Origin of the sequence: Micromonospora sp. LH3U1, from assembly GCF_028475105.1 — a bacterium.
In the GTDB taxonomy this organism is placed as follows: domain Bacteria; phylum Actinomycetota; class Actinomycetes; order Mycobacteriales; family Micromonosporaceae; genus Micromonospora.
Genome location: NZ_CP116936.1, coordinates 2,259,544 through 2,275,699, shown reverse-complemented (window position 1 = coordinate 2,275,699; position 16,156 = coordinate 2,259,544). Strand labels below are relative to the sequence as shown.

16 protein-coding genes are annotated in these 16,156 nt (G+C 72.2%); 5 read left to right on the top strand and 11 right to left on the bottom strand.

The window, feature by feature from the left end; translation table 11 throughout:
• Positions 1-93: 93 nt before the first annotated feature.
• Positions 94-441 carry a cupin domain-containing protein gene (locus PCA76_RS10390; RefSeq protein ID WP_272616999.1) on the top strand — a complete coding sequence of 116 codons (348 nt, stop codon included), beginning with the start codon at positions 94-96 and terminating at the stop codon, positions 439-441.
• Here the strand turns inward: PCA76_RS10390 and PCA76_RS10385 are convergent.
• The 4 genes from PCA76_RS10385 to PCA76_RS10370 all read right to left on the bottom strand — a co-directional run bounded on the left by PCA76_RS10385 (position 425) and on the right by PCA76_RS10370 (position 4,152).
• Complete coding sequence (locus PCA76_RS10385) at positions 425-1,219, bottom strand: TetR/AcrR family transcriptional regulator (RefSeq protein ID WP_272616997.1); 795 nt, start codon at positions 1,217-1,219, stop codon at positions 425-427. The two genes, PCA76_RS10390 and PCA76_RS10385, sit on opposite strands and share 17 nt — an antisense overlap.
• A 78-nt stretch (positions 1,220-1,297) precedes the next feature.
• The gene (locus PCA76_RS10380; protein WP_272616995.1) at positions 1,298-1,675 is read right to left on the bottom strand and encodes a hypothetical protein; all 378 of its coding nucleotides are present in this window, start codon (positions 1,673-1,675) and stop codon (positions 1,298-1,300) included.
• 153 nt (positions 1,676-1,828) lie between these two features.
• A complete protein-coding gene (locus PCA76_RS10375; RefSeq protein WP_272616992.1) occupies positions 1,829-3,463 on the bottom strand; it encodes an MFS transporter in 1,635 nt (544 codons plus the stop codon).
• Positions 3,457-4,152 (bottom strand): SDR family NAD(P)-dependent oxidoreductase, encoded by a 696-nt coding sequence (locus PCA76_RS10370; RefSeq protein ID WP_272616990.1) that lies wholly within the window; start codon positions 4,150-4,152, stop codon positions 3,457-3,459. The genes PCA76_RS10375 and PCA76_RS10370 overlap by 7 nt, the downstream gene beginning before the upstream one ends.
• 201 nt (positions 4,153-4,353) lie before the next feature.
• Here PCA76_RS10370 and PCA76_RS10365 point away from each other — a divergent pair, with 201 nt between their 5' ends.
• The 3 genes from PCA76_RS10365 (at position 4,354) to PCA76_RS10355 (ending at position 7,459) form a co-directional block, all read left to right on the top strand.
• Positions 4,354-5,643 carry a sensor histidine kinase gene (locus PCA76_RS10365; RefSeq protein WP_272616988.1) on the top strand — a complete coding sequence of 430 codons (1,290 nt, stop codon included), beginning with the start codon at positions 4,354-4,356 and terminating at the stop codon, positions 5,641-5,643.
• Positions 5,631-6,296 (top strand): response regulator transcription factor, encoded by a 666-nt coding sequence (locus PCA76_RS10360; protein WP_272616986.1) that lies wholly within the window; start codon positions 5,631-5,633, stop codon positions 6,294-6,296. Before PCA76_RS10365 ends, PCA76_RS10360 begins: the two co-directional genes overlap by 13 nt.
• Before the next feature lie 101 nt (positions 6,297-6,397).
• Complete coding sequence (locus PCA76_RS10355) at positions 6,398-7,459, top strand: Gfo/Idh/MocA family oxidoreductase (protein WP_272616984.1); 1,062 nt, start codon at positions 6,398-6,400, stop codon at positions 7,457-7,459.
• 167 nt (positions 7,460-7,626) lie between these two features.
• On the opposite strand, the gene PCA76_RS10350 is transcribed toward PCA76_RS10355, so the two are convergent.
• The 3 genes from PCA76_RS10350 to PCA76_RS10340 form a co-directional block, all read right to left on the bottom strand.
• Positions 7,627-7,797 carry a hypothetical protein gene (locus PCA76_RS10350; RefSeq protein ID WP_272616982.1) on the bottom strand — a complete coding sequence of 57 codons (171 nt, stop codon included), beginning with the start codon at positions 7,795-7,797 and terminating at the stop codon, positions 7,627-7,629.
• Positions 7,798-8,164: 367 nt separating this feature from the next.
• Positions 8,165-8,386 (bottom strand): hypothetical protein, encoded by a 222-nt coding sequence (locus tag PCA76_RS10345; protein ID WP_030335934.1) that lies wholly within the window; start codon positions 8,384-8,386, stop codon positions 8,165-8,167.
• Between the two features lie 269 nt (positions 8,387-8,655).
• Positions 8,656-9,753, bottom strand: coding sequence for an NYN domain-containing protein (locus PCA76_RS10340; protein ID WP_272616975.1), 1,098 nt, complete (start codon positions 9,751-9,753; stop codon positions 8,656-8,658).
• Positions 9,754-9,972: 219 nt separating this feature from the next.
• On the opposite strand from PCA76_RS10340, the gene PCA76_RS10335 reads away from it, so the two are divergent.
• Complete coding sequence (locus PCA76_RS10335) at positions 9,973-12,009, top strand: glycosyl hydrolase family 28-related protein (RefSeq protein WP_272616973.1); 2,037 nt, start codon at positions 9,973-9,975, stop codon at positions 12,007-12,009.
• Positions 12,010-12,067: 58 nt separating this feature from the next.
• On the opposite strand, the gene PCA76_RS10330 is transcribed toward PCA76_RS10335, so the two are convergent.
• From PCA76_RS10330 to PCA76_RS10315, 4 genes are all read right to left on the bottom strand, one after another.
• Positions 12,068-12,724 carry a CG0192-related protein gene (locus PCA76_RS10330; RefSeq protein WP_272616971.1) on the bottom strand — a complete coding sequence of 219 codons (657 nt, stop codon included), beginning with the start codon at positions 12,722-12,724 and terminating at the stop codon, positions 12,068-12,070.
• Between the two features lie 14 nt (positions 12,725-12,738).
• Positions 12,739-13,833, bottom strand: a complete 1,095-nt coding sequence (locus tag PCA76_RS10325) for a cellulose binding domain-containing protein (RefSeq protein ID WP_272616969.1) — start codon at positions 13,831-13,833, stop codon at positions 12,739-12,741.
• A 67-nt stretch (positions 13,834-13,900) separates the two neighbouring features.
• Positions 13,901-14,950, bottom strand: a complete 1,050-nt coding sequence (locus PCA76_RS10320) for a nitronate monooxygenase (RefSeq protein WP_272616967.1) — start codon at positions 14,948-14,950, stop codon at positions 13,901-13,903.
• A gap of 30 nt (positions 14,951-14,980) precedes the next feature.
• Positions 14,981-16,093, bottom strand: a complete 1,113-nt coding sequence (locus PCA76_RS10315) for a hypothetical protein (RefSeq protein WP_272616965.1) — start codon at positions 16,091-16,093, stop codon at positions 14,981-14,983.
• Between the last annotated feature and the right edge of the window lie 63 nt (positions 16,094-16,156).

Genomic DNA, 16,156 nt, shown 5'->3' with positions numbered 1-16,156 from the left:
GCCCGGGAGGCGGTGGGCAGCGCGGCCGTTCCGGCCGCAGACGGGAACAGATCACACTAGATTTGCCGTATCTGCGTCAGGGAGGCAGCAACTGTGGCGAGCGATTCCGGTGGCGCCCCCAGCGTCAAGCGCACCGAACTGCAGCGCCATCCGGCCTCCGCACCGGGCCGTCTGATCGTGCAGACCCTCTTCGAGATACCGGTCGGGCTGGCGTCAGGACGGCACAGCCACCCGGGCGAGGAGGTCGGCTATCTCATCCGCGGCACGGTGGACATGGAGTTCGACGACCGGCCGACACTGACCATCCACGCCGGAGAGCCGTTCCTGATCCCGCCCCGGACGATCCACAACGCCCGCAACGTCACCGACGACACCACCACGATGATGCTCTCGACGTACGTCGTCGAGGCGGACGAGCCCCTGGTTACGCAGTACCCCTGACCGGGCCGGGCCAGCCGGCGGTCGCCCGCTCGGCGACCACCACCGAGATCCCGTCAAGGACGCGTTGCAGACCGAACTCGAAGGCGTACTCCGGGCCGTACGCGGCACCGTGCTGCTGGCCGGCCGCGGTGCCGACCCGGGAGGCGGTCGGGTAGTTGCCGGCCGTCATGAACGTCTCCAGCCAGGGCGCGTGCGACTGCCACCACTGGCCGTCGGTCATGCCGGTCTCGCGCTCCAGGTCGACCACCTCGGAGGCGGCCCGGGCGGCGCTCTTCACGTGGCCCAGGACGAGCGTGAGCACCGCGTCCATCTCGACGTCGGTGAGCCCGATGTCGACGACCGCCCCGAGCTCGTGGTCGTACTTGGCCACCAGGTGGGGGCCGAGCACCGGTCGGGTCGTCTCGGCCCGCAGCATCCAGGGATGCCGCTGGTAGAGCGCCATGTTGTCGCGGGCGATCCGCTCCAGCCGGGCCCGCCAGTCTCCCTCGACGGCTGGGCGCGGCATCTCGCCGTACGCGGTGTCGATCATGACGTCGACGAGTTCGGCCTTGCCCGGCACGTAGGTGTAGACCGACATGGTGCCGACACCCAGCGCCTCGCCGACCCGGCGCATGGTCAGCGCGTCGAGACCCTCGGCGTCGGCGATGTCGATCGCGGCTCGGACGATCCGGTCGACGCTGAGCCCGGGCCCGGCGCTGCGGCTGGTCGGCTCCCGGGTGCGCCAGAGGATGGCCAGGCTGCGGGCCGGGTCCGCGGTCGCCTTGCGCTCACTCGCCATGGTGCGGCCATCCTAACAACGCGGACGTACGGCGTACGCCGCCCTGTTGGGGGCCGGCCGCCCCTGCCCTGGCGTCGGTCAGTCCGCTGCCGGGGTCATCGACCGCAGCCAGCGGTAGCCAGCGCCGAGCGTGGCCGCGAAGGCGATCACCACCGCGTACGACCAGGCGTCCCCGCCTGCGCTCAGATCACCGAAGTGGTGGGCCAGGAAGCCGACGAAGGTCGCCATGCCCAGCCCGGTCACCGCGGCGACCGCGCGAAGATCGGCCACCACCGCCGCGTAGCCGCCGGCGGCGACACACATGACCAGCGTCCGGGCCGGCAGCTCGGCCGAGGAGAACACCCCTCCGGCGAGCAGTGCGGCACCGATCATCACCGTCCACCCGATCGCCACGCTCACCCCGGTCGGGGTCGGCTCGTCGACCACCGCGGTCTTCTGCTTCTGATCGACAACCACAGCACGCCTCCGGCGAGGGCGACGGCCCGTACCTCGGGCCCGCCGAAGGCAATGGCACCGCGACGGGGGCGGTGCCGGCCAGTGTTTTCACGCTTCCGCTACGCCGATCGCCGCGATCGTGACGCCGCGTTGACGCAGTTGGCGGCGACCCGGTCACACGGCCTCGCGGTCGTCGGAGAGCGCCGGGCCGGCGGCGGCGGGCACCAGGTGTCGTACCAGCAGCTCGCCGTCGGTCAGCTCCCGGGCCCGTTCCTCGGCCGCGCGGTCCTCGCCCGTCAACCGGCCGCCGTGCTGGCGCAGGTGCTCGCCCCAGGACGGCACCAGGTACACCTCGACGAACCGGTCCGTCGTCTCGGCCGGTCGGAACAGACCCCAGCGCATCGCGCCGGTCCGCTGCCGGGCACCGCGCACCAGGTCCATCGCCGCCAGGAACGGCTGGGTGTGCTCCGGCCGGACGGTGTACTGCACGGTCACCAGCACCGGCCCCACCCCCGGGTCCGGCTCGTGCGCCAGGTGCAGTTGCGGCCAGTAGGCCGCCGGTTCGCGATTCACCGACCGCAGGTTCGGCAACGGCCAGATCCGACTCGTCACCGTGCCGACCAGCATCAGCGCCGCCGCCGCGAGGTAGGCGAGTTCCAGCCCGGCCATGTCGGCCACCAGCCCCCAGACCAGCGCGCCGACCGCCTGCCCGCCCGCGAAACACACCTGATAGACGGCCAGTCCTCGGGCCCGTACCCAGCTGGGCAGGAAGAGCTGCATCTCGGCGTTGACGTTGGCCAGCACCGTCACCCAGGCCGCCCCGGCGGGCAGCAGGGCGATGAGCACCAGCGGCACCGACCGCACGGTGGCGACCACGGTCAGCGCCACGGTGAACAGCGCCCCGGCGATCAGCAGGAGCTGGTTGGCCGACAGCCGGGTGCGGATCACCGCGAGCAGCACACCGCCCGCGATGGCGCCCACGCCGAGGGCGGCCAGCAGCAGCCCGTACCCGCCGGAGCCCAGCCCCAGCCGCCGGCTGGCCACCAACGGCAGCAGCGCCCACAGCGCGCTGGCCGGGACCACGAAGACCAGTGCACGACGCAACAGTCGGCGCACGATCGGCGAGTGGCGGACGTATCGGCTACCGGCGCGCAACGCGGCGGTGAACCGCTCGGGTACCTCGACCGCGCGGGCGTTACCGGGCCGCCAGCGCCACAACGCGTACGTGAAGATCAGGAACGCGACGGCGTTGAGGCCGAAGACCGGGGTGACGCCGGTGCGGGCGATCAGCACACCGGCCACCGCGGGTCCGACCGCCCGCGCCACGTTCACGCTTATCGAACCGAGCGCGGAGGCCGATCGCAGCTGGTCCTGCGGCACCAGCTCGGGGATCACCGCCGCCCAGGCCGGCAGGGTGAGCGCCTGCCCGACCCCGAACGCGAAGGTGAGGGTGAGCAGCAGCGCCGGAGGCATCCGGTTGGTGAGGGTGAGCAGCGTCAACGCCACCGCCACCGCCACCAGGAACAGCTGCACGGCGATCAGCAGGTGCCGGCGGTCGAAGCTGTCGGCCAACACCCCGGCGGGCAACGCCAGCAGCAGCACCGGCAGCAGGCTGGCGGTCTGGACCAGCGCGACCAGGGTGGAGGCGTTGGAGTGGTGGATCAGCAGCCACTGCGCGCCGACGGTCTGCATCCAGGTGCCGATGTTGGCGGCGAGCAGGGCCAGCCACAGGTTGCGGTAGGCCGCCGTCCGCAGCGGCGCCCACGCCGAGGCCGGACGGTCGTCGGGTCCGGCTGCGGCCGTCACCACCGCCCGTCCGCGCGCAACACGCGCTCACCGGAGACGTAGAGATCGTCGGGTTCGAGCAGCAGCAGCCGGACGACCTCGGTGGCGACCTGTTCGGGCATGGCGTACACCTCGTCCAGGAACTCGGCGCCGACCCGTTCCTGCAGCCGCGTCGGCATCGGCCCGGGATGTAGCTGCATCACCTTCACCCGGTTGCTGTGCTGGGCCTCGGCCAGCGAATCGACGAGGCTGGTGCCGTAGCTCTTGGTAGCTCGATAGATGGGGATGCCGGGCCGGGGTGCCGCCAGCGCCAGCGCGCCGATGTACACGAGGTTCCCGTGGCCCTGCCGGTGCAGGTGCTCCACCGCCTCCCGCAGCAGGTACGTGATGCCCAAAACGTTGATCTCCACGGCCCGGCGGATGTGCTCCACCGACAGGTCCATGAGGTCGCCGCCCGCCCACATCGAGGCGCAGGCCGCCACGCCGTCGATCGTGCCGTAGCGCTCCGCCACATCGGCGAACCCGTCGCGGACCTGCTCGTAGGAGGAGATGTCGCAGAGCGCCCCGTCGCAACCCAGCTCGTCGGTCACCGCGGCGACCTCGGCCGGCACGTTGCCGAACACCACGACCTGGTGCTCGTTCACCAGCAGTCGGGCCACCGCGAGGCCGAGCCCGCTGGTACCGCCGACCACCACGAAGGTTCTGGCACCCATGTCTCTCCAGCCGCCGCCAGCACAGGTCACGCGAGCCGCGTGACGGCGCGTTCTTCCCCTTTCCGGCCGCACCACACCCGTTCGCCCGCACCGCACCCGTTCGCCCGGACCGCCGTGGGCGGCGACGGTAGGGCTGGGCATACCCCGGAAGTGGATCTGGACGGCTGGGGCGGCCCGGTCGTCATGACTAGCGTCTGCGGCATGACCTCGGAACACCCTCCGCACCTGGCTGAGGCGCTGCGCCGCCGCGACTGGTTGATCTCCGGCTGGCCCTGGCGGGCACTGGCCTACCTGATCAGCACCGTGCCGATCGCCGGCATGCTCACCATCGGGCTGCTCGTCATCGGCGCACCCATGCTGGCCGCCGCCAACGCGTTCCGGCAGCACAACCGACCGCCGAGCATCGCGCTGATGCTGTTCCTGGCAGCCGGCAGCCTCATCCTGCTGGCGCTGGCCCCGATCGTGAGCTTCCCGGTGGCCGCCATCGAACGGTGGCGGCTGAGGCTCGTGGACGGCCGCCCACTGCCCGCGTCACCGTGGCCGGGCCTGGCCGCCCGCTACCGTGCCGCCGCGACCTGGCGGGAGGTGGCGTACCTGTTCTGGTTGGGCGGGTTCGCGCCGGTCGCGTACTGGGTCTTCCTACTGCTCGTACTGCTCGACCTCGGCATGGTCACGAGCCCCTGGCTGGCCGGGGACGCCAACCAGCCCGTCGTGATCTGGCGGACGGTGCACACCCCCGGTGAGGCCATTCCGTACGCGATCGTCGGCGTGCTGCTCATCCCGGTGCTCTGGTACGCGGCCGGGCTGCTCGCCGCCGTCCAGGCCGCCGTGGCCCGGTGGCTGCTGGCCCGGCCGGTGGACGCGGCGCTGCGCGAGGTCGCCCGGTCCCGGACCCGGCTGGTTGGCGCGTACGAGGCCGAACGGCGACGGATCGAGCGTGACCTGCACGACGGCGCACAACCCCGGCTGACCAGCCTCACCCTCCAGCTGGGCCTGGCCCGGCTGGACGTACCCGAGGACTCCCCCGCCGCCCGGCCCCTCGCCGTCGCGCACGACCAGGCCCGGGGCCTGATGGTGATGTTGCGGCAGTTGGTGCACGGCATCCGGCCGCAGAGCCTCACCGATCTCGGCCTGGCCGGCGCCGTACGCGAGCTGGCCGACGCGGCCACCATCCCGGTCACCGTGCACGCCGACCTCCACGGCGAGTTGCCGGAGATCGTGGAGACCACCGCCTACTTCGTGGTGTCCGAGGCGCTGGGCAACATCGCCCGGCACGCCGAGGCGACCCGCGCCGACGTACGCCTCACCCGGGCCGGCGGGGACCTCGTCGTCGAGGTGTCCGACGACGGCCACGGCGGTGCCGACCCGGCCCGGGGCACCGGTCTGACCGGCCTCGCCGACCGGGTCGCCGCCGCGGACGGCCGGCTGTTGCTCGCCAGCCCGCCCGGCGGGCCTACCCTGGTCCGGGTGGAGCTTCCGTGCCGTCGGTGACCCGGGTGGTGCTCGCGGAGGACGAGGTGCTGCTGCGCGAGGGCCTGGTGGCCTTGCTGACCCGCTTCGAGTTCGCGGTGTGCGCCGCCGTCGGCACCGCGCCCGAGCTGCTGGACGCGGCGCGCGAACACCAACCGGACCTGGTGCTGACCGACATCCGGATGCCGCCGGGCCGCCGCGACGACGGGCTGCGCGCGGCCGTCGCGTTGCGCGCCGAACGACCCCACCTGCCGGTCGTGGTGCTCAGCCAGTACGTACAGACCGGCTACGCGGCGGCGCTGCTGGACAGCGGCGACGGCCAGCGGGTGGGCTACCTGCTCAAGGACCGGGTGGCGGAGGTCACCGAGTTCGTCGACACGCTGCGCCGGGTCACCGCCGGCGGCACCGCCATCGACCCGGACGTGGTCCGGCAACTGCTACACCGGCCACGCGACCCGCTCGCCGCGCTCTCCACTCGGGAACGCGAGGTGCTGGCGCTGCTCGCGGAGGGCCGGTCCAACGCGTCGATCGCCGCCCGCCTGTACGTCAGCGAGGCGGCGGTCGGCAAGCACGTCGGCAACATCCTGCTGAAGCTCGACCTGCCGCCCAGCGACGACACCAACCGTCGGGTGCTCGCGGTACTCACGTACCTGCGCGCCGATCCGGCGAGCTGACCAGCGCCGGGCCGAGGTCGGGCAGGACCGCCCAGGGCGTAGATTTCCCTCAGCGGTACCGCCGTCACTCAGGGCGCGGACCGGGAAGACAGGGGTACGGCATGGCGGAGGCGCTGCGGGTCGGTCTGCTGGGGTACGGGTTGGCGGGCCGGGTGTTCCACGCACCGCTGATCGCCGCGACCGCCGGGCTACGGCTCGACGCCATCGTGACCCGCGATCCGCAGCGGCGCGAGCAGGCCCGGCAGCAGCACCCCGACGCCCGCCTGGTCGACGACGCCGACGAGCTGTGGCGTACGCCGGACGCGTTGGACCTGGTCGTGGTGGCGACGCCGAACCGGCAGCACGTGCCGATGGCCCGGGCGGCACTCGCCGCCGGCCTGCCGGTCGTCGTCGACAAGCCCCTCTCCCCGACCGCCGAGGAAGGCCGCGCGCTTGTCGACGAGGCGACCGAGCGTGGGGTGCCGTTGACGGTGTTCCAGAACCGGCGCTGGGATGGTGACTTCCTCACCGCCCGCCGGCTGGTCGAGCAGGGCGAGCTGGGGCAGGTGCTGCGCTTCGAGTCCCGGTTCGAGCGTTTCCGTCCGACGATCAAGCCGGGCTGGCGGGAGCTCGCCGGTCCGGACGAGGCCGGCGGTGCCCTCTTCGACCTCGGCGCACACCTCGTTGACCAGGCGGTGCAGCTGTTCGGCCGGGTCGATCGCGTCTACGCGGAGGTGGACCGTCGCCGCGCCGGTGCGGCTGTCGACGACGACGCCTTCGTGGCGTTGACCCACGCCAACGGGGTGCACTCCCACCTGTGGATGGGCGCGGTGACCGCTCAACTCGGGCCCCGGCTGCGGGTGCTGGGCGACCGGGCCGGCTACACGACGTACGGGCTGGACGTGCAGGAGGCGGCGCTGCACGACGGCGGCCGTCCGGGCCAGCCGGGCTGGGGCGAGGTCCCGCCGGAGCGCTACGGCATGCTCGGCGTCGACGGTGAGCTGCGGCCGGTGCCGACCGAGCCCGGCGCGTACCAGAGCTTCTACGCGCAGGTGGCGACGGCCTTGCGCGACGGCACGCCGATGCCCGTGGACCCGCGCGACTCGGTCGCCACGGTCGAGTTGATCGAGTTGGCACACCGGTCAGCGGCCGAGGGCGTCGTGCTGCCAGTCCCAACCGCCTAACCGCCCCACCCCCACCCCCGACCCGCGATCTTGCACTTACTGCCGCGACTTAGGGGACATTCCACGCATCTCGGCGACCGAAACTGCAAGATCGGCGGGGCGTTCCTGGAAGGGACCTGCGTGCAGGGATCTCGCCGGTTTGATTGACGCGCCTTTCACGACGCCGCTCAGGAGGCGTCCTGCTCGGAAGATTGCTCGGAGGGGGCGTCGTCCGGGACTCGGGCGTCCTCGTCGGTCAGCGCGTCGTCAGGCTGGCCGGAGAGGCTGGCGAGCTGCCGCTCGGCAGCCCGGACCTCCTCGTCGATCCTCGGGTTCTCCTCGTCACGACCCTGGGACATGAGCGACCTCCATCGAACGCCCCGGCGGATTACCCCGACTGACCCCGGGCACACGAGACGCAAGCAATCATGTCAACACGGCGGGTGTTCCCCTGGCGCGAACTCGACGCTCACGGGAGTCGGACTCTTGGCACGCCTTGGCGTGCAGGCGGATGCGTGGAGTGCAAGGGCCGCGACAACTGCTCGCGGCACGGCATGATTGGGCGTCGGCAGTTGTGGCAGATGCCGCGCCGTCATGTTTCAGGAGCGGTGACCTACGAGCGGTGGCAGGTAATGCCTGCGGCGGGGTGAGAACCGAGCGCCGGGCCGGCCGGGGAGCGCACCGGGCTGGAGCCCAGGAGCGTTGCCGGCCCGGCCCGGTGCCGGATCAGCGCTGCTTCAGCTCGCGCCAGGAAGGGTGAGTGCCGCGCCACGCGTCGGCGAGAATGGCCGCCGAGGCCCGGCTGGGGCACTGCTGCACCCGCTCACGACCCGACGCCCCACCGATCTGGGCGCGGACCTCCCAACCCTGCCCGTCAGTACGGATGTACACGTCCCGCCGTCCGCGCGGAGTCGTGTCTCCGTTCCACCAATGCTCCTCGACCTTCATTCGCCGACCGTATAGCAATTTTTGCGCCGAGGGTACGGCGCAGCTGGGTGGATACCAGGGCGATAGCCGTAATTCAGGCGCACTTCGACCTATGCGTTGACGGGGAGGAACCGCGACGGCGGCCCCTTCCCGTCCTGAGTAACGAATCAGGGTGCAATTCACATACCGTTGAGCACACCGGCGAGGGTGATCAGCGCGTCTGCTCCGAGGGCCTGCGGTGTGGCGAGCCGCACTCTGCGGTTTCTGGACGTCACCCAGGGTGAACGGGCTCACCCCTGCGTGGTGAGTAGGTAGTCGTCGGCTTCGGGGCTCCATCGAAGGTCGACCACTCCACCCGTGGCGGCGGCCTTGCAAAACTGGAGGAAGCTGCGATAGCCGAGCTTCTTCTCGCTGAAGTCGGGCCGCGCCCGGCGCAACTGGTTCTTCAACCCGGACAGCGCCACCGGGTTTCCGCTGCTGCCGAGATCCGCCACCACGCCACGGAGCAGGCCGAAGGCCACCTCCCGGTCGCCGTGCTCGGGCAGTGAGACCTCGGGGTCACCCTTCGCGGGGCCTTCGGCCAGCTCGATCACGTTGTGCTCGGCGAGGTGCCGCAGCAGCTCACCGAAGGTACGGAAACCGTAGTCGGACTCGCTGAACGTCGGGTCCTTGCGGAGCAGGGTGCGCTTGAGCCGGGACGCGGTGACCTCGCCGTTGGCGCTGCCCTGCAGCCCTGCCACCGTCTGGGCGACCAGCACGGCGAGTGCGTCCACGTCCCGTCCGGGCTCCTCGCCGGCGGGTCGCAGGTCGACCTCCGGCTCCCGCTCAAGCTCCTGCTCCGGCTCGGGCGGGCGCTGGTCCGGACCGGCCTGGCGGGTCGGGCGCCCGCGCCGGCTGCGGGTTGGCGGGATGTCGACACCCTCCAGCCGGTCGTAGTAGAGGAACTCGTCGCACGCCGGCGGGAGCAGCGCAGACGTCGACCCCTCGACTCCGACGCCGATGACCCGCTTGTTCAGCTCGCGAAGCTTGTGCACCAGGGGGGTGAAGTCGCTGTCTCCACTGCAGATCACGAACGTGGAGATGTAGTCGCGCTCGAACGCCAACTCGATCGCGTCGACGGCCATCTTGATGTCGGCGGCGTTCTTACGGGACGCGCCCATCCGTTGCGGGATCTCGATCAGCTCGACGTGGGACCGGGTGAGCATCCGGCGGTCCTCGTCGAAGTAGGACCAGTCGGCGTATGCCCGGCGGACCACCACCCGACCTCGTTCGGCCAGCGCGTCGGCGATGGGCCGGAAGTCGAAGGCCGCGCCGCCACGGTGGTCGCGCGCGCCCAACGCGAGGTTTTCGTAGTCGAGGAACAGGGCGATTCGGTCTTCTTGATCCACGCGGACCAGCCTACGCCGGCCGTGAGCGGCTGGGGGCAGGCGACGCGCGCCACCTCAACTCGACAACCGTCCATTTCTTGCGGCCTGATTGTCGGTTCTTTTCGCTGTTCGATTGTTGTCTTGCAACGCAGTGTTCGGTGCTGGCATCATGACGATCAATGTCGGGCGTCGGGGGCGCCGGGCGGACCTCCCACCACCACCCACCGAGGAGGGTCACCGATGTTTCGGACCATCATGCCGGCGCGGGGACGCCCAGGCCGGCCGGCCGCCACCACAGCCGCGCTCGCGACCGGCCTCACCCTGCTGGTCATCGGCCCCGCCGTGGCCGTCGCCGGCCCACCCGCGTCCTCCGGCGCGGCGCCGGTGGTCACCCGTGCCGCTCTCGACCCGGCGCTGGTCGCCGGGCGCGGCGCGGACGTCGACTTCGTCGAGCAGGAGGCCGAGAACGCCCGCACCACCGGCGAGATCATCGGGCCCGACCGGTCCGCCTACACGCTGCCGGCGGAGGCCTCCGGCCGCCGGGCGGTCCGGCTCACCCCCGGCGAGTACGTGGAGTTCGTCCTGCCCAGCGCGACGAACGCGATCACCGTGCGGTACAGCATCCCGGACGCGCCGCAGGGCGGTGGGATCACGGCGCCGCTGCGGGTCGCGGCCAACGGCAAGCACGTGCGCACCATGACGCTGACGTCGCAGTACTCGTGGCTCTACAACCAGTACCCGTTCTCGAACGACCCCCGGGCCGGGCTGCTGCACCCGGACTGGTGGATCACCGAGTGCCAGTGCGTGCCGTCGGCCACCACGCCGTTCCCGAGCATCAGCACGCCGTTCCGGCCCACCCACTTCTACGACGAGCAGCGACTCCTGCTTGGACGCACCTACCGGGCCGGTGACAAGATCCGGCTCACCGCGCCGCCCGGCAGCGCCGCCGCCTGGACCGTCATCGACCTGCTCGACTCCGAACTGGTCGCGCCGCCGCGCATCCGGTTGCTCGCGGCGAACGTGCTGGCCTTCGGCGCCGACCCCACCGGCCGGCGGGACTCCGCCGACGCACTGGACCGGGCCATCGCCTTCGCCCGGCGCACCCACCTGAAGGTGTACATCCCGCCAGGCACCTACCAGGTCAACCGGCACATCATCGTCGACGACGTGACCATCGAGGGCGCCGGCAACTGGTACACCATCATCAAGGGCCGCGAGGTCGCCCTGCCGACGCCCGCGCCGGACGGCTCGGTGCACACCGGCGTCGGGTTCTACGGCCGGGACGCCGCCGACGGCGGCAGCCGCAACGTCCACCTCTCCGGCTTCACCATCGCGGGAGACGTCCGGGAGCGCATCGACACCGACCAGGTCAACGCGGTCGGTGGTGCGATGAGCGACTCGACCATCGACGGGCTCTACGTGCAGCACACCAAGGCCGGTCTGTGGTTCGACGGGCCGATGCGGAACGTCCGGGTCACCAACAACATCATCGTCGACCAGATCGCCGACGCGCTCAACTTCCACACCGGTGTGACCGACTCCGTCGTGGCACACAACTTCGTCCGCAACACCGGCGACGACGGCCTGGCCATGTGGTCGGAGAAGACGGCCAATGCGCGGAACACCTTCGACCACAACACCGTGCAGTCACCGACCCTGGCCAACGGCATCGCCATCTACGGCGGCACGGACACCACCGTCTCGCACAACCTCATCGCCGATCCGGTTCGCGAGGGCAGCGGCATCCACGCCGGTTCCCGCTTCGGCGCGGAACCGTTCACCGGGCACCTGCGGATCACCAACAACACCACGGCCCGCGCCGGCACGTACGAGCTGAACTGGAACATCGGGCTGGGCGCGATCTGGATCTTCGCCTTGGACCGGAGCATCGACGCGAGCATCCAGGTGACCGGCGACGCATACCTCGACAGCACGTACAACGCGATCATGCTGGTCAGCGACTGGCCGGTGAAGGACCTCTACTCGATCAACAACGTGCAGTTCCGGGACATCCGGGTCGACGGCACCGGCACCTCGGTGGTCAGCGCCCGCTCGGCGGGGTCCGCCTCGTTCGCCAACGTGGACGCCCGCAACGTGGGAGCGGTCGGGGTCAACAACTGCGGTTCGTTCCACTTCACCCCGGCCGGTTCGGAATTCACCCTGACCGACCTGGGCGGTAACGACGGCGGATGGCTCGCTCCGTGGCTGCTGCCCAACACCATCACCTGCGACGACCGGCCACCCGTGTCGCCGCCCCCGCCTCCGGCGCAGTGGTGAACGCGGTGGGCGGTCCGAACCTTCGGGCCGCCCACCGCACACTCAAGGCACGCGCAGGTCAGAGCCTTTTGGCGTACGCCAGCGGCACGGTCGTCGGCTGACCGTCCCACCTGCCGCTCAGGGTGACCCCGGCTGCCCCGTCGGCCCCGGCGCCGGGCCGGCGGACGACGACCAGCTCGACGGAATCGGTGTCGATGAGCGTGCGATCCTCGTCGACCACCCGTCGCACGGCGCCGACCGGGGGCACGTCGAGGTCGCCAGCGCCGCTGACGACGACCGTCACCGTCGGCTCACGCAGTTCCCGCCGGCCGTCGACCTCGACGTACTGCTCGGCCTGGCCGCTGCCGGTGAGGATCGCGTGCGCGAGCGCGGCGACGTACACCGGGTCGACGCAGCCGTCGTACACCCAACGCGGGCCGAGCACCGAATGCTCGGTGGTGCCGACCAGCCAGTCGTCGGCACCGTCGAGCGGCGCGGCGCGGTAGGTGAGCGGAACCTGATGGACCGGCCCGTCCGCGACGCCGACCAGCATCGTCTCGATACCGACCTCGCCGGCCGGGTCGTCGAAGCGGTAAGCGGCCCGGCTCACCACATCGACGCCGGCCGGCGCTGCGGAGACGCCGGTCGGCCCGGCGAACCAGGGTCGGCCGGGCAGCCAGGCTGCCAGCAGATCGAGCTTCGTGGGGCGCAGGGTCGCGCGGTGCAGCAGTGCCATGACGGCAGCCTAGGTCAGAGGCCGGTACAGGGGTTACCGCTCACGGTGCAGGTCTCCGGTTCCCTGGCCTTCGGCCGGTTGTCGCGGACGTCGAAGCGGAACGTCTGCGACCCTCCGGCCGGCACGGCCGCCCCGGTGAAGGTGACCGTCTGCCCATTCTGTCGCCAGTCCGCGCCGTCGACGTCGTCGACAGTGCTGCCGTCGGCGAGGTTGACCACCACGACCCAGCCCCCCACGGGTGTGCCCGCGGGGTTGCCGACCACCACTTCGCCGGTGTAGCCGAACAGCCGGCTGGAGTCGGTGTCGTAGCTGGCGGTCAGCGGCAGCGGAGGCGGGGGCGGGGGCGCCGACTCGGGGGTGCGCGACGGCTTCGCCGACGGACTCCGGCTCGGTCGGGCGGTCGCCGACGCGGCCGTCCGTGAGGGGCGTACCGAGGTCGTCGCCGTCGGCGTGTCGATAGGCGCGGCGGCCGTCACGGAGGGCGACGGCGACGGCGACGCGGGCGGCGCGGCGCTCTGGTTCGTGTCACCCGGGAACGCGGCCCACGCGGCCAGTCCTCCGATGACCACCACCCCGGCCAGCACCGCGGCCATCCGGCGACGACGCCGACGCGCGCGGGCGGGGCCCTTGCCGAACGCCCCGATCAGCGGTAGTTCGGTGGTCATCCCGCCGTCGTCGCGGCGCAGGTCGACCTGCTGGAAGGCGACCCAGTCGAGAATGGCGGGCAGTCGCACGGTCAGCGCCTGCCGGAGTTGCTGCTCGCGTGGTTCGTGCTGCTCGGCGGACCACGCCCCGTGCGTGGTGACCTCCCGTACCTCCAGCCGGCAGCCCTGCTTCGTGGCCGTGACCGTGCAGGTCAGCTCGCTGAGCCGGCCGGCCTCGTCGCAGGCCAGCACGAGGAGTTCCGGCACCTGCCGCTCGGTCACCTCGACCTCGACGTTGGCTTCGAAGCCGGGCAGCCCGGCCGAGTGCAGCAGCAGCCGGTCCCGTACGCCCTCCACCATCTCGGCCTCGGCGAACCACCGGCCGAGCAACGTCCGATCGGTCAATGCGAGCCAGACCCGGTCGGGCGGGTGGGACAGGTCGACCTGCGCACCGATCTCGATCACGGCGAGACTCTAACGGGTTCCCCGCCCGGCCTGTCCCGCCCGCCCGGACCGGTTGCCGGCGCCCTGGTCATCCCCAGCGGGTCGATCGATCGAGCACTGCCGCCAGCGCGGCTCGGGCACCGGCACTCACCTCGGCGACCACCTCGGCCGCCGGCAGGTCCCGGGCCAGCGGGTGCGCCTGCCCGGCCCACAGGTTCGCGACCGACGCGTCCCCGTCGCGCCGCGCGGCGGCCAGCAGTGGACGCGTCAGGTGCAGCACCTGGGGGTAACCGGTCGGCGCCGCCACGTCGTGCTGGCGCAGGAAGTCGTTGGCCACGCCACGGGCCCGCTTGCCGGTGTACGCCCGCGTCAACGCGGTCGGCGCCGCACCGGCCACCGCCGCCCGGTGCATCGGCGAACTGCCCGCCTCCGGGCAGTGCAGGAACGCCGTGCCGAGCTGCGCGGCGGCGGCACCGGCAGCCAGCACAGCGGCCACTCCCGGGCCGTCGACGACGCCGCCCGCGGCCACCAGCGGCCGGTCGCAGCGGGCGGCGGCCAGCCGGAGCAGCGGCAGCAGCGCGTAGTCGTCGTCGTCCGGCAGACCGCCGCGATGCCCACCGGCCTCGGTGCCCTGCACCACCACCGCGTCCACACCCAGGTCGACAGCGGCCGTCACGGCGTCCGGGCGGGTGACCGTGGCCCACACCTCGGTGCCCCGCCCGCGCAGGGCGGCCACCGCTGCCCGATCGGGCAGCCCGAACACGAAGGACACGACCGGGACCGGGTCCGCGAGCAGCGCGGCCAGCTTCTCCGGGTACGCGTCGTCGCCGCCCACCGGCTCACCCAGGCTCACCCCGCGCTGGGCTGCCTGCGGGGCGAGCCGTTCGGCGTACGCCTGGATGGCGGCCTCGTCGACGCCGCCAGGGTCGGGCAGGAAGACGTTGACGCCGAACGGCCGGTCGGTACGCGCGCGGACATCGGCGATGTCGCCGACCAGCCGCTCGGTGTCGATCATGCCGGCGGCCAGGAAGCCCAGCCCGCCGGCCGCGGAGACGGCTCCCACGAGCGCTGGCGTGGACGGGCCGCCGGCCATCGGGGCGGCGATGATCGGGTGACGCAACGTGGACAGCACGGACATCCACCCATCCTGCCGCACCGCCCCGTTCGCTCACCGGCGCGCGGTGTGCCTCCACCGCAACACACCGGCCAACGCGAGCAGGGCCAGCAGCGTCCCGGCACCGGCGGCCAGCAGCCAGGTCCGGTCGCCCGCTCCGCCGACCTCCTCGGCGGCCGGAGGTGCCGCCGTGGGCGCCACCGCGTCAACGGAATCCGTCGGGCGTACGGCGGTGGCCGTCGCGGCCGTGGCCGGGTAGCGCAGGATCGTCGGACGGGTGCCCGCCGGCTGGTCGGCGGATTCGGAGACGGTGAGCAACGACCGGCCGTCGCGGCTGTAGGTGATCGACTCACCCTGGGGTTCGTCCGGCAACGGGGTGATCCGCGGGGTGCCGGAGGTCAACGCGGCGACCACATCACCATCGGGCACGTCGTACTCGAAAGCGTCGGCATAGCTGCGCAGCACCACCCGACGGCCGTCCGGTGCGCTCGCCGCACCGGTGATCACACCCCGGCCGAGGAACGAGAACGGGTTGCTGGTGTTGGTCGTCGGCAGGGTCACCTGGCCGACCGAGGCCAGCGCCGTCGTCGCGGTGGGCCGCAGCGCGACGGTCGGCGCGTACAGGAAGACGGTGCCGCTGCCGCCCTTGGTGATGATCAGGGGCCGGTCGTCCGCGTCGAGCAGCAACGCCTCCGCGTCGTGCGGGCGGTCCGGGTACGCCAGCCGGTACAGCACCGGCTTGTCCGTCCCCGGTGCGAGACGCCAGATGGCGACCGTCGGTCGGGAACGGTCGTTGTCGCCGATGTCGGCGACCCAGATGGTGCCGTCCCGGCCGATGGCCAGGTCCTCGGTGTCGCGGGGCCGCGACGGGTAGGAGAGCGTCCGGACCACCGCGCAGCGTTGGTCGAGGAAGAAGATCCGGCGGCGGGCCTCGTCGTCGGCGCCGTCGTTGACAACCACATACCCGTCATCGGTGGCGACCATCCCGGAGATCTCGCGGAGCCGGTCGTCGCGCACCTGGCACACCGGCGTCCCGGCCGCCGCCGTGCCCGCCGCCGCGCTCGGTGTCGGCAGCACGGCCGGTGGCACCACCCCGGCAAGCAGGGCAGCCAACGCCGCCCCCGCACGGGAACGCCGCCCCCAGGTCAACCGCCCGCGTACCCGCATCGCCCACCCTCCTCGTCGCGGCCGTGACCCGGCCACCCGCCCATCCTGGCCGATCCCGGCCAC